The sequence below is a fragment of the Pseudarthrobacter sp. NCCP-2145 genome, from assembly GCF_023708005.1.
In the GTDB taxonomy this organism is placed as follows: Bacteria; Actinomycetota; Actinomycetes; order Actinomycetales; family Micrococcaceae; genus Arthrobacter; species Arthrobacter oxydans.
In genome coordinates this window covers 1-15479 of the sequence record NZ_BRCG01000005.1, presented here as the reverse complement: position 1 = coordinate 15479, position 15479 = coordinate 1, and the positions used below count along the sequence as shown (strand labels likewise).

General features: G+C 64.0%; 12 protein-coding genes and 2 tRNA genes. 2 read left to right on the top strand and 12 right to left on the bottom strand.

Going from position 1 to position 15479, the window contains the following annotated elements; genetic code table 11:
* Positions 1 to 96 precede the first annotated feature (96 nt).
* Both NFU08_RS05535 and NFU08_RS05530 read left to right on the top strand, forming a co-directional pair.
* Complete coding sequence (locus NFU08_RS05535; protein WP_174178564.1) at positions 97 to 1014, top strand: hypothetical protein; 918 nt, start codon at positions 97 to 99, stop codon at positions 1012 to 1014.
* 149 nt (positions 1015 to 1163) lie between these two features.
* Positions 1164 to 2039 carry a glycosyltransferase family 2 protein gene (locus NFU08_RS05530; RefSeq protein WP_174178562.1) on the top strand — a complete coding sequence of 292 codons (876 nt, stop codon included), beginning with the start codon at positions 1164 to 1166 and terminating at the stop codon, positions 2037 to 2039.
* Positions 2040 to 2060: 21 nt separating this feature from the next.
* On the opposite strand, the gene NFU08_RS05525 is transcribed toward NFU08_RS05530, so the two are convergent.
* From NFU08_RS05525 to dnaA, 12 genes are all read right to left on the bottom strand, one after another.
* The gene (locus NFU08_RS05525; protein WP_174178560.1) at positions 2061 to 3011 is read right to left on the bottom strand and encodes a DMT family transporter; all 951 of its coding nucleotides are present in this window, start codon (positions 3009 to 3011) and stop codon (positions 2061 to 2063) included.
* A 99-nt stretch (positions 3012 to 3110) separates the two neighbouring features.
* Positions 3111 to 3186: transfer RNA gene (locus tag NFU08_RS05520), tRNA-Ala, on the bottom strand.
* 71 nt (positions 3187 to 3257) lie between these two features.
* The gene (locus tag NFU08_RS05515; RefSeq protein WP_219816817.1) at positions 3258 to 3374 is read right to left on the bottom strand and encodes a DLW-39 family protein; all 117 of its coding nucleotides are present in this window, start codon (positions 3372 to 3374) and stop codon (positions 3258 to 3260) included.
* A 69-nt stretch (positions 3375 to 3443) separates the two neighbouring features.
* Positions 3444 to 3517: transfer RNA gene (locus tag NFU08_RS05510), tRNA-Ile, on the bottom strand.
* A gap of 97 nt (positions 3518 to 3614) precedes the next feature.
* Positions 3615 to 4304 carry a DUF3566 domain-containing protein gene (locus NFU08_RS05505; RefSeq protein ID WP_174178557.1) on the bottom strand — a complete coding sequence of 230 codons (690 nt, stop codon included), beginning with the start codon at positions 4302 to 4304 and terminating at the stop codon, positions 3615 to 3617.
* Positions 4301 to 6976 (bottom strand): DNA gyrase subunit A, encoded by a 2676-nt coding sequence (gyrA, locus tag NFU08_RS05500; protein WP_174178555.1) that lies wholly within the window; start codon positions 6974 to 6976, stop codon positions 4301 to 4303. The genes NFU08_RS05505 and gyrA overlap by 4 nt, the downstream gene beginning before the upstream one ends.
* Before the next feature lie 54 nt (positions 6977 to 7030).
* Entirely contained in the window at positions 7031 to 9118 is a 2088-nt protein-coding gene (gene gyrB / locus NFU08_RS05495) for a DNA topoisomerase (ATP-hydrolyzing) subunit B (protein WP_104186667.1), read from the bottom strand.
* Between the two features lie 380 nt (positions 9119 to 9498).
* Entirely contained in the window at positions 9499 to 10059 is a 561-nt protein-coding gene (locus NFU08_RS05490) for a DUF721 domain-containing protein (RefSeq protein WP_174178553.1), read from the bottom strand.
* Complete coding sequence (gene recF, locus NFU08_RS05485) at positions 10043 to 11254, bottom strand: DNA replication/repair protein RecF (RefSeq protein WP_251421250.1); 1212 nt, start codon at positions 11252 to 11254, stop codon at positions 10043 to 10045. The genes NFU08_RS05490 and recF overlap by 17 nt, the downstream gene beginning before the upstream one ends.
* A gap of 46 nt (positions 11255 to 11300) precedes the next feature.
* Positions 11301 to 12239, bottom strand: a complete 939-nt coding sequence (gnd, locus tag NFU08_RS05480) for a phosphogluconate dehydrogenase (NAD(+)-dependent, decarboxylating) (protein WP_217432530.1) — start codon at positions 12237 to 12239, stop codon at positions 11301 to 11303.
* A gap of 66 nt (positions 12240 to 12305) precedes the next feature.
* Entirely contained in the window at positions 12306 to 13430 is a 1125-nt protein-coding gene (gene dnaN / locus NFU08_RS05475; protein ID WP_174178547.1) for a DNA polymerase III subunit beta, read from the bottom strand.
* A 524-nt stretch (positions 13431 to 13954) separates the two neighbouring features.
* Positions 13955 to 15379 (bottom strand): chromosomal replication initiator protein DnaA, encoded by a 1425-nt coding sequence (dnaA, locus tag NFU08_RS05470; protein ID WP_174178545.1) that lies wholly within the window; start codon positions 15377 to 15379, stop codon positions 13955 to 13957.
* Positions 15380 to 15479: the final 100 nt, after the last annotated feature.

Here is a 15479-nt window from a genome sequence, read left to right as displayed (position 1 = left end):
GGGTGAAATCCTCCTAAAATCCGCTGGGGGAATAGCAGGTGAACACCAAGCCACGTAGGCTAACCACAGAACCGTCACATTAATCGGGAGGTAGTTGTGAAGAAGTCGGACCGTATTGCCCGTGACCTTGAACTGTCAGTCACCAGCGCAGTGGAGAATGCCAAGGATTGGGCAGCCCCCCGTGTGGAAGCAGCCATTGACCGCCTCCAGCATGGCCTGGACACCGCATCGCCAAAGGTCCAGGAAGGCCTGAAGTCCGCCGCCCACAACCTGGCCGACGGTGTTGCCACAGTGACCCCGCGCATCCAGGACGGCCTGGCCCAGCTCGCTCCAAGGATCAACGATGCCGTGGACAACGCTTCGCCCCGCCTGCATGAGGCCCTGGACAAGGCCACCCCGGTGATCCTGAACGCCCGTGACCGCGTGGTTGTGGAGTACCTCCCGCGCCTTTCGGACCAGATCGGTTCCGCCTCCGACGCCGTGCACCGCACGCTGGAGAATGCGCCGGCACGGGTGGACGCAGTCGCCCACAAACTCGGTGACGCGGGAATCATCCACGCCATCCAGGAACAGGCGCAGGCCACCGGTACCCAGCTTAAGGCGGCAGCAACCGAAGCCGGCCGCACGGTGGGCATCCAGCTTGCACAGCCGGAACCCCCCAAGAAGAAGCGCGGCTGGCTGGTTTTCGGTGTGATTGCGGCTGCGGTTGCAGCCGGTGTCGCCGCGTGGAAGGCTTCCAAGCCGGTCGAAGACCCCTGGAAGACCCCCTCGCCGGTAACACCCACGCCTGCACCCGTCCCCGCCACCACGGTGAACGAGGTCCAGGAGTCACCGGTAGCCCCGGCAGCCCCCGAGGCAGGCGCTTCCGCCGACAAGCCTGAGGACTCCGGCGAGAAGGCCAAGCACGTGGCCGAGGATGCCGCTGACAGCACAGCCAAGGCAGCTACGGACGCCAAGACCGCCACCAAGAACATCGCCTCCAACATCGGCAACGGTGACAAGGGCGCTTCATAGTCCTAATGCAGCAGTCCTGATATCCCCGGTCCCGGTGGGCCGGACCAGCAGCCGGAAAAGGGCTCCGCCGCAGGGCGGGGCCCTTTTCCTGTCTCCCGACGTTCCGGTGCTTCGGAGTCGGAGCACCGTTCGGTGCTAGATTTGAACCGATGTCAGCCGAACAATCCTCTGGGGATGCCTTGAACGACGCAGCAGACCTGCCCCGCGTGTCCATTGTCATCCCGGCGTACAACGAGGAGAGCGTCATCCGGCAGTGCCTTATAGCTGCCATCTACCAGTCAGTCCCGGCCCACGAGATCGTGGTGGTGGACAATCTGTCCAAGGACCGCACGGCCCGCATTGTGCAGCAGATGCAGCTCGAGTACCCGGAGACCCCCATCGTCCTGCTCAGCCAGGACAAGGAGCAGGGGCTGATCCCTACCCGGAACTTCGGGCTGGACCACGCCACCGGTGATGTCCTGGGCAGGATCGACGCCGATTCGGTGGTGGAACCGGACTGGGTGGAGCAGGTGCAGAAAGCGTTCCTCGACCAGTCCGTCCAGGCAGCCACGGGCCCGGTGGTGTACTACGACATGCCAATGCGCCGCTTTGGCCTCAAGGCAGACGACAAGATGCGCCAGCTCATGTTGAAGCTGGCCAAGCATCAATACCATTTCCTCTTCGGCTCCAACATGGCGCTGCGTTCCACCGCGTGGGAAACCATCCGGGCCGAAACCTGCCGTGACGAGAGAGACGAGATGCATGAGGACATCGACCTGTCCCTGCACCTGGCCGAGAACGATCTGAAGATCCAGTACTGCCCCCAGATGGTGTCCGGGATGTCTGCCCGCAGGCTTGAGGATTCACCGCGGGACTACCGCTACTACGTCACCCGCTTCGACCGGACCTACAAGGCCCACAACGTCAAGAAGATGGCCCTGAAGGCTCCCATGGTGGTGTTCTTCTCGGTGTACTTCCCCGCCAAGCTCCTGCGGGCCATCCACACCGTTAATACCGCCCAGCCAGTGCGCCGCGGCGGTCAGTAAAGGCCACGCAGCACACCGGCATCAGTCGGTTCCCAACTCCGCGAGCGGCCGGTCCGACGGCGGTTCTTCCCGCCCGTTTGCCGCTGGGCTTGCGCGGCGCGCGGCCTTGCCCGACCGCTGGCCCAGCACCACGACGGCGAGACCCGCAAGGATAAGCCCCAGGCCGGCGTAGGTACCGGCGGGAAGGGTTTCGTGGAGGAAGACCGCGGCAAGAAGCGCGGCACCCGGAATCTCCAGGAGGATGATCATCGACACCAGGAGGGGACTCATGGTGGCCAGCAGGTGGTTGAAGGCGGTATGCCCCACAAGCTGCGCACAGACCGTGATGGCCAGGATCCCCAGCCAGCCGGCGGCTTCAAACCCCACCAGCGGTTGCCCGCCAATGAGCGCCAGTACGGCAACCAGGGCTGCGCACATTCCGTAGCAGAGCGTGGTGTAAGTGCCCGTCGTCATACTTTGCCGGGCTTTTCCACCCGCCAGTGTGTATAGGCCGGCCAGCGCCCCGCCGGCGACGGCCAGCAGGTCACCCAGCAGGGCATCCGGCGACGAGCCCATGTCGAATCCCGTGATGGCAACAACGCCGCCAAAAGCGATGCCCAGGCCAGCCAGCACCTGCCACCGGTGACGGGTCCCGCGGAAGAGCTGGAACACAGCTATCCAGGCTGACTGCAGGCACACCAGTGCCGTGGCCGCGGCAACGGAGGTGAGCTGCAGGGAGGTAATGAAGCAGGCGAAGTGCAGGGCCAGCGCGACGGCGGCCAGCAGGCACCAGCGGAACTCACGGTGGGTGATCCTGCCGAACTGCCGGGGTTCCCGGATGAGGGTGGGGGAGGCCATCACGGCAGCGCCGATGGCGTTGCGCCAGAAAGCGATGGCCAGGGCACTGACCGTTGTGGCCCCGAGGGTGGCAGCAATCAGCGGACCGGACGAGGCGACGCCCAGTACGCCGACGGCTGCGAGAAAGAAGTTCACTGCACTACCCTAGTGCGCGGCAGGGACCGGATGGCTGCAGGTTCCGGATGCGAAAAGCAAAAGTCCCGGCCAGCGTTTCCGCTGACCGGGACTTTCCTATGGTGGAGGCACGGGGACTCGAACCCCGAACCCCCTGCTTGCAAAGCAGGTGCGCTACCAATTGCGCCATGCCCCCATAAGAAGCAACCCGTCAATCATACCCTAGAACCAGGGAGCCTTTGACCAGCTCCGGTCCGGGCTCCGGGGCTAGTCCACCGTGTCGGTTGACTTGCTCCAGACATCTTTCCGGGCCTCGGATTCCTGTGCTTTCCTGTAGAGCAGGACGCCTGCGATTGCCGCTGCCACTACTAGCAACTTCTTCACATGCTCCCCGTTCCGGTCCGGCTGCGGGTTACGCAATCCAAACCTACACTTGAACCTGCACAGGTTCCGTGGGCGTACCAGGACTTGAACCTGGGACCTCTTCGTTATCAGCGAAGCGCTCTAACCGCCTGAGCTATACGCCCCGATGCCTCATCGGGCCGAGACATGACTTTACAGCACATCCCGGCCCGATCTCAAATCGGGCCTTTCCGCGGCTGTCAGGCCCGCGGAAAGGGGACCTTAGTCGTCCGTGAGGGTAACGCCGATGCCGCCCACCAGGGTGGCGGAGATGTTGTACAGCACAGCGGAAAGCATGGAAAGCGCGGTCAGCAGGACCACGTTCACCACCGCGATGATGGTGGCGAAAGAGGCCACCTGGCCCAGGGAAGCCACCTTCTTCAGCTCAAAGCCGCCGCCCTCGGAACCGGCCAGCGTGCCCAGCAGGCTGTCCACCTGGTCGAAGATGCCCGTCAGGTCAAGGACGGTCCACAGGACAATGGCGGCCACAACCGTGACGATTCCCAGGGCCACGGACAGGAGGAAAGCCATCTTCAGGACAGACCACGGGTCCACCTTGCTGATGAGCAGCCGGGCGCGCCGGACCTTTGCCTTCGGAGCAGGCTTCACGAGTCCCGGGTTGCCCTGGCCCGGGGCGCTTCCTGCCGGGCGCTGTCCGGCTGCTGCGGGCCGCTGTCCCGGGGCCGGGCGCTGGCCTGGCTGGCCCGCCGGACGCTCGTTCTGGCCCTGCGCCGGGCGGTCACCCTGGGCAGGGCGCTGGCCGGGAACGGCGGGGCGTTGACCCGGGGCGGCAGCGGGGGCGGCCGGGCGCTGCTGCGGACGGACGGGAGCGTTTACCCGTGGTGCGGCTGAGGGCCGGTTTCCGTCGGGAGCGGTGCTGTTCGGCTTGGGAAATGAGTCGGGATTACTCACTCGTTACCTTCCGTGTAGTCTTCGTTCGGCTCAGCGTCGCCCGAGGCGTCCTCTGACTCAACGGCCGGTGATTCTTCTGCCACTGCTGGGCTGGTGGAATCCTCGGGGGATCCGCCATCTTCAGCCAACGTTACGTCATCCTCCGGCGATTCCTCGCCCTCAAGACCCCGTTCACTGTTGCGTGCCACCTCGATAATCCGGTCATTTTTGTCCGGTTTGGCGAAGATGACACCCATGGTGTCGCGTCCCTTGGCGGGGACTCCGGCAACCGAGGAGCGGACCACCTTGCCGCCCTCCATGACCACCAGTACCTCGTCCTCTTCCTGGACAATCAGTGCACCCACCAGGTCACCGCGTTCTTCCGCGAGCTTGGCTACCTTGATCCCCAGCCCGCCACGGCCCTGGAGCCGGTATTCCTCAACAGCTGTCCGTTTGGCGTAGCCGCCCTCGGTGACGATGAAGACGTACGAACCGTCGGTCACCACGTTGGCGGCCAGCAGCTCGTCCTCTTCGCGGAATTTCATGCCGGTGACACCTGAGGTGGCACGTCCCATGGGGCGGAGCGCATCCTCGGTTGCGGTAAAGCGGATGGACTGGCCCTTGCGGGAGACCAGCAGCAGGTCGTCGGTTTCGGACACCAGCTGCGCGGACACCAGTTCGTCGCCGTCGCGGAGGTTGATGGCAATAACGCCGGCGGAGCGGTTGGTGTCGTAGTCCTCCAGCCGGGTCTTCTTCACCAGACCGCGCTTGGTTGCAAGCACCAGGTAGGGAGCCTGCTGGTAGTCCTTCAGGTCCAGGACCTGGGCAATGTGCTCGTCCGGCTGGAAGGCCATCAGGTTGGCCACGTGCTGGCCCTTGGCGTCCCGGCCGGCTTCCATCAGTTCGTAAGCCTTGGCACGGTAAACGCGGCCCAGGTTCGTGAAGAAGAGGAGCCAGTGGTGCGTTGTGGTGACGAAGAAGTGCTCCACTACGTCGTCACCACGGAGCTGGGCCCCCTTGATGCCCTTGCCGCCGCGCTGCTGCGAACGGTAGTTGTCGCTGCGGGTCCGCTTGACGTAGCCGCCCCGGGTAATGGTGACCACCATTTCCTCTTCGGGGATGAGGTCCTCCATGGACATGTCGCCGTCAAAGCCCATCAGGATCTTGGTGCGGCGGTCATCCCCGTGCTTGTCCACGATTTCGCCCAGCTCGGTGCTGATGATCTCGCGCTGGCGCTGCTCGGAGCCAAGGATCTGGTTGTACTCGGCGATCATGGCTTCGAGTTCGGCGTGCCGGTCCTGGATCTTCTGGCGTTCGAGGGCGGCAAGGCGGCGCAGCTGCATGTCCAGGATGGCCCTGGCCTGCAGTTCGTCGATGTCCAGCAGCTCCATCAGGCCGTCCCGGGCCGCTTCGGTGGTGTTGGAGGCGCGGATCAGGGCGATTACTTCGTCCAGCATGTCCAGCGCCTTCAGGAGTGCCCGCAGGATGTGGGCTTCTTCCTCGGCCTTGCGCAGCCGGTACCGGGTACGGCGGGCGATGACGTCCATCTGGTGGGTCACCCAGTGCCGGATGAAGGCGTCCAGGCTCAGCGTCCGGGGAACGCCGTCAACGATCGCCAGCATGTTGGCGGAGAAGTTGCTCTGCAGTTCGGTGTGCTTGTAGAGGTTGTTGAGCACCACCTTGGGCACGGCGTCGCGCTTGAGGACGATGACCAGCCGCTGTCCGGTGCGGCCGGAGGTTTCGTCCCGGAGGTCGGCGATGCCCTGGATCTTGCCGTCCTTGACGAGTTCGGCAATCTTGATGGCCAGGTTGTCCGGGTTGGCCTGGTACGGAAGCTCGGTGACCACCAGGCAGGTGCGGCCCTGGAGCTCCTCGACGTTCACCACTGCGCGCATGGTGACCGAACCGCGGCCGGTCCGGTAGGCGTCCTCGATGCCCTTGTGGCCCAGGATGGTGGCGCCGGTGGGGAAATCGGGGCCCTTGACCCGCAGCAGGAGTTCTTCCAGGAGTTCCTCGCGGCTGGCCGTGGGGTTGGCCAGGTACCACTGCACGCCGTCGGCTACTTCGCGGAGATTGTGCGGCGGAATGTTGGTGGCCATGCCGACGGCGATGCCTGAGGAGCCGTTCACCAGCAGGTTGGGGAAACGGGCGGGCAGGATGGTGGGTTCCTGGTTCTTGCCGTCGTAGTTGTCCTGGAAATCGACGGTTTCCTCGTCGATGTCACGGACCATTTCCATGGCCAGCGGCGCCATCTTTGTTTCGGTGTAACGCGGGGCGGCAGCGCCGTCGTTGCCCGGGGAACCGAAGTTGCCTTGGCCGAGGGCCAGGGGGTACCGCATCGTCCAGTCCTGGATGAGGCGTACCAGCGCATCGTAGATCGCGGTGTCGCCGTGGGGGTGGTACTGGCCCATGACCTCGCCCACCACGCGGGCGCACTTGTTGAACGAGCGGTCCGGCCGGTATCCGCCGTCGAACATCGCGTAGAGGACCCTGCGGTGGACCGGCTTCAGTCCGTCGCGGACGTCGGGAAGGGCACGGCCCACGATGACGGCCATCGCGTAGTCGAGGTAGGACCGCTGCATTTCAGTCTGCAGGTCCACCTGCTCCACGCGGTCTATCAGCACGTCGCCTTCAAGAACGGTGTCCGGAGTACCGGCTTCGGAGGCCGGGTTCTCGGGTGTTTCGTCGCTCATATTAATTTCCGTTTCAGGTATATGTCAGTAATCGAATATCTATCGGACCGTGTCCTAGATATCGAGGAACCTGACGTCCTTGGCGTTCTGCTGGATGAAGTTTCGGCGGGACTCGACGTCCTCACCCATCAGGACCGAGAAAATCTGGTCGGCGGCGAGGGCGTCGTCCATCGTCACCTGCAGCAGCGTGCGGTGGTCCGGGTCCATGGTGGTGTCCCACAGCTCGGTGTAGTCCATTTCGCCGAGGCCCTTGTAGCGCTGGATGCCGTTGTCCTTGGGAATCCGTCGCCCGGCAGCCTGTCCGGCAACGAGCTTCGCGTCGCGTTCACGGTCGCTGTACACGTAGTCGTGGGCGGCGTTGGACCACTTGATGCGGTACAGCGGCGGCTGCGCCAGGTAAACGTAGCCGTTCTCGATCAGGGGACGCATGTAGCGGAACAGCAGGGTCATCAGCAGGGTGGTGATGTGCTGGCCGTCCACGTCGGCATCAGCCATCAGGACGATCTTGTGGTACCGCAGCTTGGAGAGGTCGAAGTCCTCGCCGATGCCCGTGCCGAAGGCGGTGATCATGGACTGGACCTCGGCGTTGCCCAGCGCCTTGTCCAGGCGCGCGCGCTCCACGTTCAGGATCTTTCCGCGCAGGGGAAGGATGGCCTGGGTCTCCGGGTTGCGGCCGCGCTTGGCCGATCCGCCGGCGGAGTCGCCCTCCACGATGTAGACCTCGCATTTCTCCGGGTTCTTCGAGGAGCAGTCGGAGAGCTTGCCGGGCATGCCGAAGGATTCCAGCGGGCTTTTCCGGCGGGCGTTGTCCCGGGCTTTCCGCGCGGCCATCCGTGCCTGCGCTGCGGAGATCGCCTTCCGGATGACGTCGCGGGCAGGACCCGGGTTGCGCTCCAGCCAGTCGCCCAGACCGTCGGTGACCACGCGCTGGACAAAGCCCTTGACCTCGGAGTTGCCGAGCTTGGTTTTGGTCTGGCCTTCGAACTGGGGTTCGGCGAGTTTCACGGAGATAACGGCGGTGAGGCCTTCCCGGATGTCATCGCCGGTCAGGTTGTCGTCCTTTTCCTTGATGATTCCCTTTTCGCGCGCATAGCGGTTGATCAGGGATGTCATCGCAGCCCGGAAGCCCTCTTCGTGGGTGCCGCCCTCATGCGTGTTAATGGTGTTGGCGTAGGTGTGGACGCTTTCGGAGTACGCGTTGGTCCACTGCATCGCCATTTCCAGGGCGATCTTCCGGTCCTTGTCCTCGGTTTCGAAGGCGATGACGTCCTCGTGGACCACGTCGACCTTCTTGCCCGAGTTCAGGTGCTTGACGTAGTCCAGCAGGCCGTCGTCGTACTGGTACACCACGGTGCGGTGTTCCGCGCTGACCTCGCCCTCGGTGACCACGGCGTCCAGGTCCAGGTCGGCGTCGCCGTCCGCTTCAGCGGAAGTGCGCTCGTCCGTGAGCGTGATGCGGAGTCCCTTGTTGAGGAAGGCCATCTGCTGGAAGCGGGCGCGGAGCGTCTCGAAGTCGAACTCGGTGACTTCGAAGATTGCCGGATCCGGGTAGAACGTCTGGGTGGTGCCGGTGCGGTCGGTCTCTTCGCCCTTGACCAGGCTGCCCTGGGGCTTGCCTCCGTCCGCGAAGGACATGCGCCAGACGTGCCCCTGGCGCCGTACTTCCGTATCCACGCGGCTGGACAGGGCATTCACTACCGAGATGCCCACGCCGTGGAGCCCGCCCGAGACCGCGTACCCTCCACCGCCGAACTTTCCGCCGGCGTGCAGGATGGTCATGACCACTTCAACCGTGGGTTTGTGTTCCGTGGGGTGCATGTCCACCGGGATGCCGCGGCCGTCGTCCACAACCTTCACGCCGCCGTCGGCCTGAAGGACAACCTCAATGTGCGTGCAGTAGCCGGCCAGTGCCTCGTCCACGGAGTTGTCAACAACTTCATAGACCAGGTGGTGGAGCCCGCGCGGCCCTGTGGAGCCGATGTACATGCCCGGACGTTTCCGGACGGCTTCCAGGCCTTCAAGGACAGTGATGTCGCTGGCGCCATATTCGCGCTGCGTCCCTGGCGCGGCCGGGGTGTCAGGCGTACGGGCATCCTCGACTGCGGGTTCAGCTGCCAGAATATCTGTATTGTCGTTAGCCACAGGCGCTGTCGACTCCTCTGTTCTCGATGATGGCCGGCCGAATCCTCCCCGGTTACTGCAGGAAAGTCATCCGCCAACAGGCACAAACTTGTAGCGCCGATGTATGGCTGACGGTGGACCCGCACTCCGCGGGCTTGAAACGCGCGGAAAACGGACCCAGTCAACGTTCACCCGCGCCCAGTTATCTACAACGATTCTACCGTGCAGGCGCCCAATTCCCCGCATTCCAGGGCCTTCCACGGGCGGTGGTGTGCCTCCCGGAGGCCATTGGCCGCGCCTTGGGCGCGTTGGCAGGACGGCCTCCGGGTGCCTATACACCCTCCCGCCCTTTCAGGGCTCTACACGCCGTTACGTCGATTTTCAAGAGTCCGCTGCCGGCGCTACCCGTAGGTGTCGCGGGGACCCCGCCCGTTCACGGACCGGCCGCCCTTGCGCCAGCTCGGCGCGGAAGGGCCCAGAACCTGGATGCTCGTGACCACTCCGTCCCCCAGTTCCACCCGGAACTTCTCCAGAAGGCTGGTGCTGAGGAGCCGGAGCTGGGTGGCCCAGGCCGTTGAGTCGCAGCGGACGTGGAGGGTGGTGTCGGTGAAGCTCTCGGGCGTGCAGTGGGCCGAAATTTCGGGGCCTACCAGGGTGGCCCATTCGGCCATGACGGATCCGACCGCCACCGGTGAGGTCCAGCCGCGCTCCGCCACAAGGCGTCCCACCACCTTTCCCAGGCCGAGGGGATCGCGGCCGCTGGCGTGGAACTGGCTGAAGCCGCGGGTGTCCCGTATGCCCTTTTTGGCTTTGGCGGAGCCCGGGCGGGATGCGGTCCTGCGGATCTCGCCGCGGGCTGCGGCGGCCTCCCGCATCCTGTTCAGGGCAACCTGGGGAGCATCGATGTTGTCGGGGTCGCGGCCGGGCTGGAGCCCGCCGCCTTTTTCACTGTCCCTGCTCATCAATACCTCCCGGGATGACCTTCACCCGCCGTCCGGAGAGCTCTTCCGGGATGTCGGCGTCGACGGCGGCGGTCACCAGGACCTGTTCCGCGCCGGAGACTATTGCGGCCAGTTTACGCCGCCGCTGGACGTCCAGCTCGGCAAAAACATCGTCCAGGATCAGGATGGGAGCCGAACCCCCGGTCCGGGTGTCGTCCAGCATCACGTAATAGGAGGCGAGCCGAAGGGACAGGCACATGGACCACGTTTCGCCATGGGACGCATAGCCCTTGGCCGGGGCCTGGCCCAGGATGAGTTCAAGTTCGTCGCGGTGGGGACCCACCAGCGAAATGCCCCGCTCTATCTCCTTGCGGCGGGAGTCCGCGAAGGCCTTGACGTACCGTTCCGCCAGCTGTTCCACGGACAGCTGGCGCAGGTCCTCCACATCCGCTGCATCACCCCCGGCAACGGTGCCGGCGGCACGCATCAGCGGTGCGCCGTCGTCGTCCATCTGGTTCTGGAGGCTGGAGCGGTAGACGGCGTCGGCAGGTTTGGAGGCATCGGTCAGCTCCGCGTAGGCACGGCCCAGGTGCGGCCGCAACCGTTCCACCAGTTCAAGCCGCGCGTGCAGCAGTTCGGCCCCGGCTTTCGCCATGTGCTGGTCCCACACGTCCAGGGTCGCCTCATGGGCGGGCGTGAACTTGCCGGCGCGGGCTGATTTGAGCAGCGCATTCCGCTGTTTGAGGACACGGTCGTAATCGCTGCGGGTGGCGGCGTGGTGCGGAACGAGGCTGGCGAGCAGTTCATCCAGGAAACGGCGCCGGTTGGAAGGATCACCCTTCACCAGGGCCAGGTCTTCCGGCGCGAACAGGACCGTCTGGCAGATACCCAGGAGATCGCGTGCCCGCACCGGATTGCTCCGGTTGATGCGTCCGCGGTTTGCCCGCCCCGCATTGATTTCCAGTTCCAGCACGGTGATCTGCTCCCCGCGGACCAGCCGGGCCCGGACCAGCGCACGTTCCGTGCCGAACTTGAGCAGGGGCGCGTCGGAGCTGACGCGGTGTGAGCTGAGCGTGGCCAGGTAGCCGATGGCCTCCATCAGGTTGGTTTTGCCGATGCCGTTGTATCCCACAAGGACAGTGACACCGGGCCCCAGGGCAAGGTCCACCTGGGCATAACTGCGGAAGTCAGTCAGGGAGAGGTGTTCTAGGTACACGCGGTTTTTCGGCAATTCCGGGAACCTCGCGGTTCCCTGCTGGGTATTACTTGGCGGGACGGGTGGCGTGGCCGCCGAACTGGTGCCGCAGCGCGGATACCATCTTCATGGCCGGGGAGCTGTCTTCTCGGGACTCGAACCGGGCGAACAGCGCGGCAGTGATGGCCGGCGCCGGAATCGCATTGGCAATGGCTTCTTCCACGGTCCACCTGCCTTCACCGGAATCCTCAACGTAATCGTCGATGTTTTGCAGGCCCGGATCCTCATCGAGGGCTTTGACCAGCAGGTCCAGCAGCCAGGACCGGACCACGGTGCCCTTTTGCCACGCCCGGAAAGTTCCGGGCAGGTCACTGATGATGTCCTTGGAAGCCAGCAGCTGGTAACCCTCGGCATATGCCTGCATCAGGCCGTATTCGATCCCGTTGTGGACCATCTTGGCGTAGTGGCCCGCGCCGATCCCGCCCACATGGACAAAGCTGTCCGCCCGGTTACCCTCGGGACGCAGGGCGTCGAAGACAGGAAGCGCGCGCTCAATATCGGCGGCGTCGCCGCCGGCCATGAGGCCATAGCCGTTCTGTAGTCCCCAGACTCCGCCGGACACTCCGCAGTCCGCGAAGTGGATCCCCTTCGCGGCAAGGAGTTCGCCGTGTTTCTGGTCCTCGGTGAACCGGGAATTGCCGCCGTCGATCACCAAATCACCCTCGTCGAGCTTTTCGCCCAGCTCCTTGATGACGGCGTCGGTGATGTCGCCGGCAGGGACCATGACCCAGATGAGCCGCGGCGTGGGAACTGCAGCAAGGAGCTCATCGATGGAGGCGGCGTCCGTAACGTCCGGGTTGCGGTCGTATCCGGTGACCTCAACGCCGCCATTGCGCAGCCGTTCGCGCATGTTGAACCCCATTTTGCCGAGGCCGATCAGTCCGATGTGCACGTGACTCTCTTTTCTGCGCGGGGTTGGCTGTCGTTTTGGGGCCCAGGACGACAACACCTGTCTGGGCCCAGGCCGCCGGGGTTCCCTGGCCGAGCTTGCGAGGCGAGGGTGGCGGTGGAGTTAGTTGGGGAGGCGGACCGGCATCACCAGGTAGCGGTAGTCATCCTGGTCTTCGCCGTCGGCGTCTGCCTGGGCTGTGATCATGGCGGGCTTGGGTGCCGTGGTGAAGGAGAACCGGACAAACTTGGTCTCAATCACGCTCAGCCCCTCCACCAGGTAGTGGGGGTTGAAGGCCACGGTGATGTCCTCACCGGAAAGCTGCGCTTCCAGTTCCTCGGACGCCTGGGCGTCCTCTCCTGTGCCGGCGTCCAGATTCAGCTGGCCCTGCGTGAAGGCCAGACGCACCGGGGTGTTGCGTTCCGCCACAAGCGAGACACGCCGCACTGCTTCCACGAGTTCCTGGGTCTGCACGGTGGCGTGGATGGGGGTGGAATCCGGGAACAGCGAACGGATCTTGGGATAGTCGCCGTCCACCAGCAGCGAGGTGGTGGTGCGTCCGCCGCTTTCGAAGCCAATCAGCCGGCTTTCGTCATCGGCGAGGGCGAGGTGGATGTCGCCGCTGTTGCCAAGGGTCTTGGCTACTTCGTTCAGGGTCTTGGCCTTGACCAGCGCGCTGGTTGAAATGCCGGGGGTGACCGGCTTCCACGGCACCTCGCGCATCGCCAGCCGGTAGCGGTCGGTGGCGAGGAGCGTGATGAGGTCGTCTTCGATCTCCATCCGCACGCCGGTGAGGATGGGCAGGGTGTCGTCCTTGCTGGCAGCGATGATCACCTGGGACACCGCCTGGGCAAAGGAGTCGCCGGGAACGGTGCCGCTTATAGGCGGAAGCGCCGGAAGGGGCGGGTACTCGGCTTCCGGCATGGTTGCCAGGTGGAAGCTGCTGCGGCGGCAGGTCAGGGTGACTTTGTTGCCGTCGGTTTCGACGTCGACCGGAGCCGATGGCAGGCTGCGGCAGATATCGGCCAGGAGCCGGCCGGAGACCAGGATAGTTCCCTCGTCCCTGATGTCGGCCGCGATTTCCAGGCGGGCAGAGGTCTCGTAGTCAAAGCTCGAGAGGCTGACGGTGCCGGCTTCGGCCTTCAACAGCAACCCGGAAAGGACCGGAACAGGCGGCCGCGGAGACAACGAGCGGGCTGTCCAGGTGACGGCTTCTGCCAGGACGTCCCGATCGACTCTGAACTTCACGGAAGGGTGCCGCCTTTCATTGCTGCTGCGTTGTTGTACCTGAAACGTCCCGCCGGGAGTTCCGAAGAGTTGGTGCCCCGCTCGCGTTCCTGCATGGTCCGTGCTGCCGGAACCACACGAAAACCCGAGGATGGGAGCGCTGCTGACAGCTTAGCCGGAAGATCCGGGATTAACCCATCCCCCCAGTCAGCCAGGCCCCTTTGGGCCGCTCGACCTGGAGAGGTTCGGGAGGGCGGACCGGTCTTGTTGTTTGAGGGATTTCAATTTTTTGGGATTAGTAGTGTTAATAACTGCTGTGGAAACTGTGGATAACTCCCCCTCACCGCGAAATCCGGGGGTTAAGCCCTGTTCATGGACTGTGGGCGGCGGACGTTTTAAACAGGGTGTGGATGGGGACAACATTTTTCGCGATTTTTCGAATCCACAGGCGCCTTAAGGGTTTTAAGCCCATTAACCGCGGTTGTCCCCTTAAGTATCCACAGGCTTATCCACATGCACCTGTTAATAAGGTATAGAGGCGGCGGTTACGAGTCCCGCTGCTGCTGCTTGATCCGGTTGGTCAGCTCTGTCACCTGGTTGTAGATCACACGACGCTCTGCCATCAGCTCGCGGATCTTCCTGTCGGCGTGGATCACGGTGGTGTGGTCGCGGCCGCCAAGCTCCTGGCCAATCTTCGGCAGCGACATGTCCGTCAGTTCGCGGCAGAGGTACATGGCGATCTGGCGTGCAGTCACCAGGGTCCGGGTGCGCGATTTGCTGCACAGCTCTTCCATGCTCAGCTTGAAGTACTCGGCGGTCTGCTGCAGGATCTGGCTGGACGTGATCTCCTGGGCGCCGTCGTCGGTGATGAGGTCCTTGAGGACCATCTCGGCAAGGGCCACGTCAACGGGCTGGCGGTTGAGGCTGGCGAACGCGGTGACGCGGATCAGTGCGCCTTCGAGCTCACGGATATTGCTGGAGATTTTTGATGCGATGTACTCAAGCGCGTCATCCGGCGCGGACAGGCCTTCGCTGAGCGCCTTCTTGCGGAGGATCGCAATCCGGGTTTCAAGTTCCGGCGGCTGGATGTCGGTAAGGAGGCCCCATTCGAAGCGTGACTTCATGCGGTCCTCGAAACCTGCCAGCAGCTTGGGCGGCTGGTCCGAGGTGATCACTACCTGCTTGTTGTTGTTGTGCAGCGAGTTGAACGTGTGGAAGAACTCCTCGAGCGTACGGTCCTTGCCTGCGAGGAACTGGATGTCGTCGATGAGCAGCACGTCGACGTTGCGGTAGGTGGTCTTGAAGCTTGCACCTTCATCGTCGCGGATGGAGTTGATGAAGTCGTTGGTGAACTCTTCCGAATTCACGTAGCGGACGCGGATGCCGCTGTAGAGCCGGCGGGCGTAGTGTCCGATCGCGTGCAGCAGGTGGGTCTTTCCCAGACCCGAGTCACCGTAGATGAACAGCGGGTTGTACGCCTTGGCCGGTGCTTCAGCCACTGCGACGGCGGCAGCATGGGCAAAGCGGTTGGACGAACCAATGACGAAGGTATCGAAGACGTACTTCGGGTTCAGCCGGCCAAATTCGTGCGACGTGCTGGGCAGCATCGGCTGCGGCTTCTGCTCGATCAGCTGGTCCGCAGAGAAGGACGGCTCGACGACGACGGGTTCAGGTTCCGTGTGGATGGGCACCAAATCGGTATCGACGTCGATGGCGCACCGGATGTCCTCGGAGAAGACGTTGTGCAGCGCATCATCCAGTGCGTCCTTGACCTGGGTCTGGAGCACTTCGCGGGTGAGCTCGTTGGGGACGGCCACCAGGAGGGTGGAACCGATCAGGCCCTGGGCCTGGGCGAGGATGACAAAGCCCCGCTGACGTGGTGAAACACGGTGGTCCTGCTCCAGCAGGCTGACAACGCGCCGCCAGGAACTTCCGACAGTATTGGCGTGGTTGGCTTCGTCTACTGTCATCAATCGGTTCCCTCAAAACTTGCTTTGCCTGCATTGCCTGCAGCCGCAAGTCATGAACCAGGATGGATTCAGCTTCATCCACAGGGTTATGCACAGTCCG

What these genes read in the sequence shown, in the direction of transcription:
- NFU08_RS05530 (WP_174178562.1), top strand. Translation starts at nt 1,164, where the DNA reads ATGTCAGCCGAACAATCCTCTGGGGATGCCTTGAACGACGCAGCAGAC.
- gyrA (WP_174178555.1), bottom strand. Translation starts at nt 6,976, where the DNA reads ATGAGCGACGAAACACCCGAGAACCCGGCCTCCGAAGCCGGTACTCCG.
- NFU08_RS05490 (WP_174178553.1), bottom strand. Translation starts at nt 10,059, where the DNA reads ATGAGCAGGGACAGTGAAAAAGGCGGCGGGCTCCAGCCCGGCCGCGAC.
- dnaA (WP_174178545.1), bottom strand. Translation starts at nt 15,379, where the DNA reads ATGACAGTAGACGAAGCCAACCACGCCAATACTGTCGGAAGTTCCTGG.